Annotated in this window: 10 protein-coding genes and 4 tRNA genes; 10 read left to right on the top strand and 4 right to left on the bottom strand. The window is 37.7% G+C overall.

Going from position 1 to position 12329, the window contains the following annotated elements; genetic code table 11:
• Window positions 1–180: 180 nt before the first annotated feature.
• Window positions 181–1098 carry a pirin family protein gene (locus H4J50_RS08045; protein ID WP_310733258.1) on the bottom strand — a complete coding sequence of 306 codons (918 nt, stop codon included), beginning with the start codon at window positions 1096–1098 and terminating at the stop codon, window positions 181–183.
• A 277-nt stretch (window positions 1099–1375) separates the two neighbouring features.
• On the opposite strand from H4J50_RS08045, the gene H4J50_RS08050 reads away from it, so the two are divergent.
• From H4J50_RS08050 to H4J50_RS08060, 3 genes are all read left to right on the top strand, one after another.
• A complete protein-coding gene (locus H4J50_RS08050) occupies window positions 1376–1969 on the top strand; it encodes an FMN-dependent NADH-azoreductase (RefSeq protein ID WP_182255584.1) in 594 nt (197 codons plus the stop codon).
• Window positions 1970–2029: 60 nt separating this feature from the next.
• Window positions 2030–2473 carry a DoxX family protein gene (locus tag H4J50_RS08055; protein ID WP_108455272.1) on the top strand — a complete coding sequence of 148 codons (444 nt, stop codon included), beginning with the start codon at window positions 2030–2032 and terminating at the stop codon, window positions 2471–2473.
• A 394-nt stretch (window positions 2474–2867) separates the two neighbouring features.
• Entirely contained in the window at window positions 2868–4748 is a 1881-nt protein-coding gene (locus tag H4J50_RS08060; protein WP_182255586.1) for a DUF885 family protein, read from the top strand.
• A 275-nt stretch (window positions 4749–5023) separates the two neighbouring features.
• Here H4J50_RS08060 and H4J50_RS08070 read toward each other — a convergent pair whose 3' ends face one another.
• Window positions 5024–5794 carry a UDP-2,3-diacylglucosamine diphosphatase gene (locus H4J50_RS08070; RefSeq protein WP_182255588.1) on the bottom strand — a complete coding sequence of 257 codons (771 nt, stop codon included), beginning with the start codon at window positions 5792–5794 and terminating at the stop codon, window positions 5024–5026.
• 24 nt (window positions 5795–5818) lie between these two features.
• Complete coding sequence (locus H4J50_RS08075; protein ID WP_182255590.1) at window positions 5819–6310, bottom strand: peptidylprolyl isomerase; 492 nt, start codon at window positions 6308–6310, stop codon at window positions 5819–5821.
• A gap of 225 nt (window positions 6311–6535) precedes the next feature.
• Here H4J50_RS08075 and cysS point away from each other — a divergent pair, with 225 nt between their 5' ends.
• Window positions 6536–7918, top strand: a complete 1383-nt coding sequence (gene cysS / locus H4J50_RS08080; protein WP_182255592.1) for a cysteine--tRNA ligase — start codon at window positions 6536–6538, stop codon at window positions 7916–7918.
• Window positions 7919–8048: 130 nt separating this feature from the next.
• Here the strand turns inward: cysS and folD are convergent, their stop codons facing one another.
• Window positions 8049–8903 (bottom strand): bifunctional methylenetetrahydrofolate dehydrogenase/methenyltetrahydrofolate cyclohydrolase FolD, encoded by an 855-nt coding sequence (folD, locus tag H4J50_RS08085; protein ID WP_182255594.1) that lies wholly within the window; start codon window positions 8901–8903, stop codon window positions 8049–8051.
• A gap of 277 nt (window positions 8904–9180) precedes the next feature.
• On the opposite strand from folD, the gene H4J50_RS08090 reads away from it, so the two are divergent.
• The 6 genes from H4J50_RS08090 to clpP all read left to right on the top strand — a co-directional run bounded on the left by H4J50_RS08090 (window position 9181) and on the right by clpP (window position 12237).
• Window positions 9181–9257: transfer RNA gene (locus tag H4J50_RS08090), tRNA-Pro, on the top strand.
• A gap of 265 nt (window positions 9258–9522) precedes the next feature.
• Window positions 9523–9599: transfer RNA gene (locus H4J50_RS08095), tRNA-Arg, on the top strand.
• 7 nt (window positions 9600–9606) lie between these two features.
• Window positions 9607–9682, top strand: a tRNA-His gene (locus tag H4J50_RS08100).
• A 37-nt stretch (window positions 9683–9719) separates the two neighbouring features.
• Window positions 9720–9796 (top strand) — tRNA-Pro (locus tag H4J50_RS08105).
• Between the two features lie 405 nt (window positions 9797–10201).
• Complete coding sequence (gene tig / locus H4J50_RS08110) at window positions 10202–11509, top strand: trigger factor (RefSeq protein ID WP_108455279.1); 1308 nt, start codon at window positions 10202–10204, stop codon at window positions 11507–11509.
• Between the two features lie 128 nt (window positions 11510–11637).
• Window positions 11638–12237: an ATP-dependent Clp endopeptidase proteolytic subunit ClpP gene (clpP, locus tag H4J50_RS08115; protein ID WP_108457750.1), complete on the top strand. Its 600-nt coding sequence runs from the start codon at window positions 11638–11640 to the stop codon at window positions 12235–12237.
• Window positions 12238–12329 lie beyond the last annotated feature (92 nt).

Raw genomic sequence — 12329 nt, forward strand, 5'->3', positions numbered from 1 at the left:
GCCATATAAGAAAGTAGTTACTGCTTTATATGGCATGTTATTAACTGAATGAGCATAAAATATTCATTTTATTTTACCTACTTATAGGCTTTATTTTTACACTTTACCGCTGCGGTACATAATATCATGACATTTTACTTGTTAGCAGGGCTAATGCTAACAAGTCTAGTGATACGCGCTTTATAAAGGAATAAACTCTTTATCATCACCAGGAATGGTGGGGAACTTACCGTTTTTCCAATCGTCTTTGGCTTGTTCCATTCTTTCTTTAGTATAAGCGACAAAATTCCAATGTAAGTAAGGAACTTTTTGAAACTTTTCACCACCAAGCATGATAAATCTTCCGCCTTCGACCATGGTAATATCATGTTCATTTTCACCTAATAAAATAAACTCACTTGCGCCATACGCTTGACCATTTATTTCAATTTTGCCACTGATGACGAATATTGCGGTTTCGTGTGTTGGGTGCGGCTTAGTAATAGTGCTCTCTTCACCAGCCACTATGTCAATATAAAACATGGGTGAATAACATTTTACTGGTGAACTTAACCCGTATGCATCACCCACAATAAGCCTCATCATGACATCTTTATAAGTCGAGTGTGGTAAGTCTTGTTTTTTAACGTGAATAAAAGCCGGTTCAATTTCAACTTTATCTTCTGGTAATGCTATCCAGCATTGCAAGCCACTAATGACATGTGGGTTTGCTCTTACTTCAAAAGACTCACGCTCTGAGTGTGTAATACCTTTACCTGCGGTCATCCAATTAACATCACCGGGACTTATTTCAAGATTATTACCCAGTGAATCGCGATGTAAAATATTCCCGGTAAATAAGTACGTTAAGGTTGATAGTCCAATATGTGGATGCGGTCTAACATTAATCCCTTTACCTGCTGGGAAATCATTAGGGCCCATTTGGTCAAAGAAAATAAATGGGCCTACCATACGTTTTTCTTGATGAGGTAAAACGCGTTTTACTTGCAAACCACCGAGGTCGTGTTCGATTGCTGTTAGTACTTTTGCCATGTTGAACTCACTTTTAGTAAATGATGAATGATTGAACTGCTGACGATGGCTACCGCTTAACGTCACTCGTTCTCATATATTATCTGTAAATAAATCTAACATTCCTCTTAAGATAACAATATTAGTTAAAAGTTAATAAAACATTCTTCTAAAGGGAATTGTTACTTAGCATCATTGAAAAGATGAACGTTACCAACATTCTATTTAATAGAATGAATTGTGCTTAAATTAGTAATTTTGTTCTCCTCATTTTTAGTGAATACTGTACTCATCGAATTTAAGCGCTAGTTTTTACTGTAAAAACTAGACCAAGTTAAAATTTACACAAGATAAGAGGTTAGCTATGAATAATATTTTATTTATTAAATCGTCATTAAATGGTGAGCAAGGTAATTCAACTATATTAGCGCAAGAGTTAGTCGCTAATTTATCAGTAAATTCAGAGGTCAAGGTTGTTGAACGATATCTAGCAGAGCAGGGGCTTGAACATTTAACTCAAATAGAAATGGCCGCTTGGATGACTCCAGCAAATGAGCGTAATAGCGCGCAGGTCAAACTTACGCATATTTCTGATAGCTTAATTGAAGAGTTAACAACTAGCGATACCTTAGTCATTGCTATGCCTATGTATAACTATGGCGTGCCGTCAACGTTTAAAGCTTGGGTAGACCGAGTCGCTCGAGCAGGCGTGACATTTCGTTATACGGAGAATGGTCCCGTTGGATTATTAAAAAATAAAAAAGTAGTCATAGTGGCGGCGCGAGGTGGTATACATGCTGGCACGGTAAGTGATTCACAAACGCAATATTTAACGAGTTTCTTTAATTTTCTCGGCCTTGATGACATTACTTTTATTTACGCTGAAGGTTTGAATATGCCAGGTAACGAAGAAAGGTACGCAGCAGCACAAGCAGAGATAAAGAACTTCAGTCTCTAATAAAGCCGTATAACAAATTTAATAATATTTAATATTATTAACAAGGTTCAGGATATTAAAATGAAAATATTATTAGCAAAGTTAACCCATTCAAATGCAGGTTTCTCGGCATTAGCACTTCGTCTGCCTATTGGGATTATTTTTATGGCCCATGGCGCACAAAAACTCTTTGGCTGGTTTGGTGGCTACGGTCTTGAAGGTACGGGCGGTTGGATGGAGTCAATTGGTTTGGCGCCTGGCTTTATTATGGCGTTATTAGCGGGTAGTGCAGAGTTTTTTGGTGGTTTATTTATTCTGTTAGGTTTATTAACACGCCCAGCTGCTATTGCGCTTTCATTCACTATGATCGTGGCTATTTTCTCAGTACATTTTGCCAATGGTTTATTTATGGCGAACAACGGCTATGAGTTTGGCTTAGCCTTGTTAGCAGCAAGTATTTCATTAGCGTTGTCGGGTTCAGGTAAGTTGGCTTTAGATAATGTACTCGCTAAAAAATTAAGTTAAGCATTAGTATTCTGCAAAATAATCCTCAACCTAGTTTATGTTTAATCTAAGTTGAGGATAACCTCCACAGACTAAAATTTAAGTCATTATTAATAATACTTCTCTTACTGAAAAATTAGCTAGTAAACACATCACAGAGCGGGTGAAGTTTTTGGTGAAAAAGAAGTTGAATTAATTAATGTCTAAGATTCCGATTTTAAATTTCAACGTGGCTTACCAACACCTTAACTGTATATAATTAGATATTGCCCATGCGGAAATAATGCTAAGTAGAACAAACACCTAAATATGTATGCATATAGTAGGATAAAATTTTTATTTATCATCATAACTCGGTAATATGAAAGTAGGCGCTCTTAAAGTGCTATCAATTAATATATAAGGAAAGTAATAAATGCGTACTCTGATTGCATTGGTGGGTGCTGTAGCATGTTTATCTGCATGCCAGCCCAATAGTCCTTCACAAAATATATCTCAAGAGCCAACAGCGGTTGCCGCTGCTCAAGGTGTAACACAAAATAATATAAGTGAGTCTGAAAGGTTAAATCAATGGTTTGCCACTAAATATGAAGAGCAGCTGCAAAGTAACCCTATCCTGTTGACATTTTTAGGACGTAAAGAAAAAAATGACCAAATTAATGATATGTCAGTGGCATTTGAGAAAAAACAGTTAGCTTGGCAAGCAGCGACTGTTGCAGAGTTAACTTCCAACTTTGATTATGAAAAACTTACCGCTGAAGCTAAAATTTCATACGACATTTGGATTTATCAATATGAACAAGCTAAAGCCGGGCAACAATTTAATAAAAACGGCTATGTATTTACTCAATTTAACGGTATTCAATCATTTGCTGCCGAGTTTTTAATAAACTTCCATCAAGTTGACGATCTAAGTGACATGCAGGCTTATATCAAGCGAATTAAAGGTATTAGTACTGCTATTGACCAATTACTGGTTCGGGCGCAAGAAAATTCCGCCGCAGGTACTAGACCCCCTAAGTTTGCTTACGAAGGTGTTATTGAACAGTCTAACAACCTGATTACAGGCGTTCCATTCTCTCAAGCTGAAGGGGCTATAGATTCGCCACTTTGGATGGATATACAACGAAAGATCACCACTTTAGTTGATGCTAAAAAAATTACTGCAGCACAAGCATCATCATTAAAAAGTGATGCTAAAGCGCAGCTATTTAAAAGCTTCCTACCGAGTTATCAAGCGTTAATTACTTGGTTTGAAAGTGATATTGTTAATACCGTTAGCAACCCTACAGGTGTCTCCACACAGAAAAATGGTCAAGCGTTTTACGATTATATGCTAAGTGCTTCTACAACAACGTCATTGTCTGCTAATGAAATACATGACATTGGTGTTGCAGAGGTAGCGCGTATCACAGAAGAAATGATCGAGATTAAAGACCGTGTGGGTTTTGAAGGTGATTTAGCCGCATTTTTTAATTTTATTAAAACAGATGAACAATTTTTTTATCCAAACACAGATAGCGGCCGACAAGGCTATATTACAGATACGGAAGAATACTTAGATTTTATTAATGAACAACTGCCTGAATATTTTGGTATTTTGCCTAAAGCAGGGTTAACCGTGAAGCGGGTTGAAGCGTTCAGAGAGCAAGATGGTGCCGCCCAGCATTATCATCCAGGCACACCTGACGGTAGTCGCCCAGGTGTTTATTACGCGCACTTATCTGATATGTCAGCGATGCCAAAAAATGAAATGGAAGGTGTTGCATATCACGAGGGTAATCCTGGTCATCATATGCAAATTTCTATTGCACAAGAGCTAACGTCAGTCCCGCAATTTCGCACGCAAGCAAACTTTACAGCTTACAGCGAAGGTTGGGGTTTATATGCTGAATTATTAGCAAAAGAAATGGGGGCTTATCAAGATGACTTTTCAGATTTTGGTCGCTTAGTAAATGAAATGTGGCGTGCGGTTCGCTTGGTAGTAGATACTGGCCTGCATACCAAGGGTTGGACCGAAGAGCAAGCCATTGCTTATTTCAAAGAAAAAACCCCGATTGCTGAAGAAGCTATTCTATCTGAAGTGCGTCGCTATTTAGTTTTACCAGGGCAAGCAACATCATACAAAATTGGTATGTTAAAAATATTAGCATTACGTGAAAGTGCCAAACAAGCATTGGGTGAACGTTTTGATATTCGTAGTTTCCACGATACCGTGCTTGGTGGTGGAGCAATGCCATTGGCAATATTAGAGCGAAGAGTAAATGACTGGGTAAGTAGTCAAATGCCTAAGTAGTCATTGACACTAGTCTGTTATCTGACAAATTAATTGGCGCTTCACAAATATAAACTATTTTATGTATTATATTTGTGAAGCGCCATGATCAATTTTTATAATTAACGCTCTTTTTTAGCGTCTCATTGTTTAAAAGCCTTATGCCCATCTTCTGTCACGCCTTTTTTCCAATAACTGCTAATGTAGATGGATTTTTGAGCCACTGCTTTTTCATTTTTAGTCTCTGATTTTAGACTAAAAGAATAACCACAACTTGTTACTCATTTTAATGGGTATTAATCACTTTTTATTTCAAAAGGTTTGTCCATTAAATCCATAGAGGTTGGTGTTACCTTCAACCAAGCTCCTTGCTCGTACCAGTCTCCTAGTACAATTCGCTGAGCATGTTGGTTATTTGCCTTTACATCATGTACCGCTGGTCTGTGAGTATGACCATGAATCAAGATTTGACTTTGATATTGCTCCAAACAAAGAATAACCTCACTTTCAGTAACATCCATAATGTCTTGCGACTTCATCGCTGTCGCTGTCGCACTTTGCTCGCGATAATTATTGGCAATTTTTCGTCGAACAAATAAGGGTAAACTTTTTATCATCGCTTGCCACCACCAACTTCGTGATTTTTTACGAAAAGCTTGATAGCCCACATCACGTGTACAAAGTGTATCGCCATGCATAATAATAACAGGTGTGCCATATAAGTCTATTAGCGTCACTTCAGGTAGTAACTCCATACCTGATTGCTTGGCAAAGCGTTTGCCTAATAAAAAGTCGCGATTGCCGTGTATAAAATACACTTTACAATCGAGCAATGATAAAGCTTTAATCGCCTGAGAAATTTGCAAAATAAAGGGACTGTCATCATCGTCGCCAATCCAGTACTCGAATAAGTCGCCCAAAATATATAATACTTGTGCTTTTGGTGCTTCGTTTTTCAAGAAAGATAAAAAACAGGCCGTAATATCGGGCCTGTTTTGCGCAAGATGTAAATCAGCAATAAAATAGGTTAATGCTGATTGATTATTCAAATGAGAGGTTTCACTCATATCATTTACGTCGGTAATCAAGAATTACGCTACGATTGTTTCTTCAATAATTATTTCTTCTTTTGGAACATCGTCGTGAAATCCCATGCGACCTGTATCAACTAGCGTCATTTTATCGACAATGTCCATGCCTTCAACAACTTTACCAAATACACAGTAACCCCAGCCTTGCACATCTTCACTTTTAAAATTAAGGAAATCGTTATCGGCTAAATTGATAAAAAATTGTGCTGAAGCTGAATGTGGTTCTTGTGTACGCGCCATAGCTAAAGTGCCACGAGCATTGGCTAAACCATTATTTGCTTCATTTTGAATTGATTCGCGGCTGGTTTTTTCGTCCATACCTGATGCGAATCCACCGCCTTGCGCCATAAAACCTTTAATTACGCGGTGAAAAATCGTGCCGTTATAAAAGCCGTCTTCAGCGTATTGTTGAAAGTTTTTTGCCGTAACAGGTGCGTTATCAAAATCTAATTCAATTTTAACTTCGCCTAAGGTTGTTTTAAATGTGATCATTTTTTTTACTCATAAATCTAAAGGAAATGTAATTAGGCAAATTGTAACTCAATAAAAGAAACATTTCTCGGCAAAATGTCGTCAAAAATTAATCGGTAAATATTACAGCAAATACAGCCAAGCTAATGATTCATTGCAATACTTGGGGTACAATTGCGATAATTCCCACTCTGGGAGTAACAGAATTTAATCAAGTATTGATATTACATAGGAAAAACAGTCGTTATGTTGCAAATTTATAATACCTTAAGCAGGAAAAAAGAAGTTTTTAAGCCGATCACTTCCAACAAGGTAGGTTTATATGTTTGTGGTATTACAATTTATGACCGCTGTCATATTGGCCACGCCAGAACCTATGTTGCCTTCGATATTATTGCCCGTTATTTTAAATATTTAGACTACGACTTAACACACGTGCGTAACATCACTGACGTAGACGATAAAATAATTAAACGTGCCAATGAAAACGGTGAAAGTTGTGAAGACTTAACTTTACGTATGACCGCGCAAATGTATCAAGATTTTGATGATCTTAACATTATGCGCCCCGATATTGCGCCGACAGTCACCGGTCATATGAATGAAATTATTGCGTTAGTTGAGCGTTTAATTGAGCGAAAACATGCTTATGTTGCCAGTAATGGTGATGTCATGTTTGAAGTCAGTACATATAAAGATTACGGTAAATTAAGTTTACAAAATTTAGATATGTTGCAATCGGGCTCTCGAGTTGACGTTGATGAAGCGAAACGTAGCCCATTAGATTTTGTGCTATGGAAAATGGCAAAGCCTGACGAGCCAAGTTGGGAATCACCTTGGGGGAAAGGTCGTCCGGGTTGGCATATTGAATGTTCGGCGATGAATTTAAAGCATTTGGGTGAACATTTTGATATTCATGGCGGCGGCTCTGATTTACAGTTCCCACACCATGAAAATGAAATCGCTCAATCTTGTTGTGCACATGATACACCATATGTTAATTACTGGATGCATGGTGGTATGGTGCAAATAAATAAAGAAAAGATGTCAAAATCTTTAAATAACTTTTTTACTTTGCGCAGTGTGCTCGATGAATATGATGCTGAAAGCGTACGTTTCTTTTTAACGTCTAGTCATTACCGCAGCCAATTAAATTATTCACAAGATAATTTAACGCAAGCACGTGCCAGTTTAGAACGTATCTACACGGCATTACGAGATGTGACACCAACGAAAGTAGAATTAAAAGGCAACGAATACGTTAAGCGTTTTGAAAAAGCGATGGATGATGACTTTAATTGTCCTGAAGCTATGCCAGTGTTATTTGAATTGGCGAAAGAGATCAATCGCATTAAAGCTACAGATATAGCTGAAGCGTCAAAACTTGCTTTTATTTTAGTTTCACTTGGTGAGGTGTTAGGTGTTGCGCAAAATTCACCTGAAGATTTTTTCCAAGGTGGGGATGCTGACAGTGATGAGGTTGCAGAAATCGAAGCCTTAATCAAACAACGTAATGACGCCCGAGCGAATAAAGACTGGGGGATGGCTGATGATGCACGCGATAAGTTAGCCGCATTAAATATTATTCTAGAAGATGGTGCCGGCGGCACAACGTGGCGTAAAGCATAAATTATTTTAAAATATACATTGTTTTAAAATATACACGATTTAAAAAAGAACAGCCTGCAATAGCAGGCTGTTCTTTTTTTATTTTTGATTAATCAATCATAAAAACGTGTATTGTCAGAAAGTTATAATTTTAATGATGAAACTTTTCACAAGCAATCAGTGTGTTTTCGATTAAACTTGCAACTGTCATAGGCCCAACTCCCCCTGGAACTGGAGTAATATAAGCGGCACTTTCTTTTGCTTTAGCAAAACCAATATCGCCAACCAGTTTACCGTTATCTAGGCGGTTAATACCCACATCGATCACTATAGCACCGGCTTTAATCCACTCGCCTGGAATAAACTCAGGCTTGCCGACAGCAACAACTAATAGGTCGGCATTTCTTATTTTTGTTTCTAAGTCTTTAGTGAACCTATGGGTTGTGGTTACGGTACAACCTGCTAGCAATAGTTCTAAAGTCATTGGTCGGCCAACAATATTAGAAGCTCCTACAACAACAGCCTCTAGACCATGAGGGTCTATTCCTGTTGACTTAATCAGAGTCATTATGCCTTTTGGGGTGCAAGGACGAAGGCCGGGTTGTCGTAATGCTAGCTTGCCGACATTATTAGGGTGAAAGCCATCAACATCTTTCAATGGGCTAATGTGTTCAATAATTAAGTTGGCATCTAAACCTGCAGGCAAGGGCAACTGTACAAGAATGCCATCTATAGCATTATCGTTATTTAATTCGTCGATTAAATTAAAAAGCTCTTTTTGTGTTGTGGTTGGAGGTAAGTCATAAGAACGAGATACAAAACCAACTTCTTCACAGGCTTTTCTTTTGCTACCAACATATACTTGTGATGCAGGATCTGAACCTACTAAAATAACGGCTAACCCTGGCGCACGTAAACCACTATCTATACGTTTTTGAACTTTATCTTTAACAGAAAGGCGTAGTTGTTGGGCGATCAACTTACCGTCAATAAGAGCTGCAGTCATAATTCTTCACAAAAGGCTAATAAACGTGGCTATTTTCGCATATTAGAAAAGCTATTTGTAGAAAATAAATGCTTTGATTGTCGAAAAAATGATTTCTTGGTGAATAATGGTAAAAAAAGCCGATATTTATATTTTAACAGCCATTATGAGTGGTATTTTAACCAAGATGCTGTAAAAGTGAGCGAACGCACATTTATTTAAAAAAAGTGTTTGACGCGCAACGGGCAACTAGGTAATATCCGCACCCGTTGAGAACGCAAGCGTTTTTAACAAATGTCGGTGATTAGCGCAGCTTGGTAGCGCACTTGGTTTGGGTCCAAGGGGTCGCAAGTTCGAATCTTGCATCACCGACCACTTTTTCTTTCTTAATACTTTAAGTAACTTGAAAGGCTAAGTATTGGTTTGGGTATACTAAAGTTCAGTCGAAGTTTGAATTTTGCATTACCGACCACTTTTTTTTCTTAATACTTTAAGTAATTTGAAAGGCTAAGTATTGGTTTAGGTATTCTAAAGTTCAGTCACAATTTGAATTTTGTATCACCGACCACTTTTTTACTTTTAAGTGAAAAAGGAATGAACTTTATATAGTTAAGTTTGTTCAGCATCTGTAGGTAAATGTGCGCCCTTAGCTCAGCTGGATAGAGCAACGCCCTTCTAAGGCGTGGGTCGCAGGTTCGAATCCTGCAGGGCGCGCCATACAGTGGTGGCTATAGCTCAGTTGGTAGAGCCCCGGATTGTGATTCCGGTTGTCGAGGGTTCAAGTCCCTTTAGCCACCCCATTTTTTGTATGGGTTGTAGTAAAAGATAAAAGTATATCGGTGATTAGCGCAGCTTGGTAGCGCACTTGGTTTGGGTCCAAGGGGTCGCAAGTTCGAATCTTGCATCACCGACCACTTCTTTTTTTAAGAACTTTATAAAACTACCTTAGTTTTAAGTTCAGTGATGATTTTATGTCGTTAAATTCATTCACAAGTTAGAATTTCATCTTACAAAGCACATTCTCAAATTTTCATTTCTAGTTTTTTAATCCTTCATATTCTATATATTAACTTTTTTTAGCGATTTATTAACGCTATAGCACTAAATTTTAATTTATTTGCGTTCTAGGCTCGACTCTTGTTTAAAGCACCGCTATAATTTCGCGTCATTATTTTAATCTGAACATCTTTATTCGGATTTTCCGGGCTCTGCTTGTCAAACAAGTAAGCTGAAAGCACAACTTTGATTTAAGGTTGTGTTGACTATATTTAGATGCGTTATAGAAAGCGTGCATACGCTAAGTTTTTTGAGGTAATTAAATGCAAGTTTCAGTTGAGACTACACAAGGTTTGGAACGTCGTTTAACGATTTCAGTTCCTGCCGAAACAGTAGATGTTGAAGTTAAGAATCGTCTTCGCCACATCGGTAAAACACAGCGTATCAATGGTTTCCGTCCAGGTAAAGTACCAGCGTCAGTTATTCAAAAACGCTATGGTCAATCTGTTCGTCAAGAAGTTGCTGGTGAATTAATGCAACGTAACTTTGTTGATGCGATTGTTGCTGAGAAATTAAACCCAGCAGGTCGTCCTTCATTTATTGCTAAAAGCAATGAAGATGGCAAAGCATTAGAATTTGAAGCAACATTTGAGGTTTACCCTGAAGTTGTTTTAAAAGATTTAGATAAAATAGCAGTAGAACGTCCTGCAGTTGACGTTACTGATGCTGATCTTGATGAAATGTTTGAAACGTTGCAAAACCAGCATAAAACGTGGAAAGAAAACAAACGTAAAACCAAGAAAGGCGACAAACTTACTATCGATTTCAATGGCCGTGTAGACGGTGAAGAATTTGAAGGTGGTAAAGCTGAAGGTTTTGAACTTGAGTTAGGTTCAAACCGCATGATCCCTGGTTTCGAAAAAGAAATCATTGGTATGAAAGCCGGCGATGAAAAAACAATCACCGTAACTTTCCCTGATGATTACCATGCTGAAAAGCTTAAAGGTAAAGATGCAGAGTTTGATATCGTTGTTCACAAAACTGAAGGCGCTGTATTACCTGAAGTAAATGACGAATTTGCTAAACTTTTCGGTGTTGAAGAAGGTGGCGTTGCTGCACTTCGCGAAGAAGTTGGTAAAAACATGACTCGTGAGCTTAACCAAGCGGTTAAAGCTAAAGTTAAAGAGCAAGTGATTGAAGGTTTACTCGAAGTGAGTGAATTAGAAATACCTGCTGCTTTAATTGCACAAGAAGTTGATGTGTTACGCAAGCAAGCAATGCAACGTTTTGCAGATCAAATGGATCCAAATAACTTACCTGAACTTCCAGCAGAAATGTTTGAAGAACAAGCTAAAAAGCGTGTTAAAACAGGTTTGCTTCTTGGTGAAGTTATCAAAGTTAACGAATTAAAAGTTGACGAAGCAAAAGTAACTGAGTTAATTGAATCAGCTGCATCAGCTTATGAAGACCCAGCTGAAGTAATCGAGTACTACAAAACTAACAAAGAACTTGCTCAACAAATGCAAAATGTTGCATTAGAAGAGCAGGCTGTTGAGTTCTTACTTGAAAGCGCTAAAGTGAAAAACAAAAAAGCAAGCTTCAAAGATATCATGAATCCTGAAGGTAAATAGACCTTTTAGATTGACATTTTGCTGAGCAATCGCTTAAATGGCTTGTATGGGGACATATGAGCCATTTTTTTATAAAAAAGGAAAGTTAGTTGTTTACTTCTCACAATAATTCTCACGATTTAACGAGTATGACCGAAGGTGCTTTAGTGCCTATGGTTGTTGAGCAAACCGCCAAAGGTGAACGCTCTTACGATATTTATTCAAGACTATTAAAAGAACGCGTTATTTTTCTTTGTGGTCAAGTTGAAGACCACATGGCCAATTTGATTGTTGCGCAATTGCTATTTTTAGAGTCAGAAAGCCCAGATAAAGATATTTATTTATATATCAACTCTCCTGGTGGGTCAGTTACTGCTGGTATGGCTATTTATGACACCATGAAATTTATTAAGCCAAATATTAGTACGGTTTGTATTGGTCAAGCGGCAAGTATGGGCGCATTTTTGCTTTCAGGCGGAGAAAAAGGTAAACGTTACTGTCTACCTAATGCTCGCGTTATGATCCATCAACCACTTGGCGGTTTTCAAGGTCAAGCGTCTGATTTTGAAATACATGCGAAAGAAATTTTGTATATCAAAAGTAAGCTTAACCGCTTAATGGCTGAACATACCGGTCAATCACTTGAAAAAGTATCTGGCGATACTGATCGTGATAATTTCTTAAGCGCAGAGAGTGCGGTTGAATATGGCTTAGTTGATGCCATATTAGAACAAAGAATCGATAAATAACGGACTTCTTTATTATTCGCGTTGTTATTTACGTGATTTATGAAATACTGTTCAGTATTAGTTTGTAAAATTTTAAATATTAGAGGTACCGT

The organism is Colwellia sp. 6M3 (assembly GCF_014077595.1).
Lineage (GTDB): Bacteria > Pseudomonadota > Gammaproteobacteria > Enterobacterales > Alteromonadaceae > Cognaticolwellia.

Bases quoted from the DNA above. Each gene is read 5' to 3' on its own strand.
- H4J50_RS08060 (WP_182255586.1), top strand. From the start codon at position 2,868: ATGCGTACTCTGATTGCATTGGTGGGTGCTGTAGCATGTTTATCTGCA.
- tig (WP_108455279.1), top strand. From the start codon at position 10,202: ATGCAAGTTTCAGTTGAGACTACACAAGGTTTGGAACGTCGTTTAACG.
- H4J50_RS08050 (WP_182255584.1), top strand. From the start codon at position 1,376: ATGAATAATATTTTATTTATTAAATCGTCATTAAATGGTGAGCAAGGT.
- H4J50_RS08070 (WP_182255588.1), bottom strand. From the start codon at position 5,794: ATGAGTGAAACCTCTCATTTGAATAATCAATCAGCATTAACCTATTTT.
- clpP (WP_108457750.1), top strand. From the start codon at position 11,638: ATGACCGAAGGTGCTTTAGTGCCTATGGTTGTTGAGCAAACCGCCAAA.
- cysS (WP_182255592.1), top strand. From the start codon at position 6,536: ATGTTGCAAATTTATAATACCTTAAGCAGGAAAAAAGAAGTTTTTAAG.
- folD (WP_182255594.1), bottom strand. From the start codon at position 8,903: ATGACTGCAGCTCTTATTGACGGTAAGTTGATCGCCCAACAACTACGC.
- H4J50_RS08055 (WP_108455272.1), top strand. From the start codon at position 2,030: ATGAAAATATTATTAGCAAAGTTAACCCATTCAAATGCAGGTTTCTCG.
- H4J50_RS08075 (WP_182255590.1), bottom strand. From the start codon at position 6,310: ATGATCACATTTAAAACAACCTTAGGCGAAGTTAAAATTGAATTAGAT.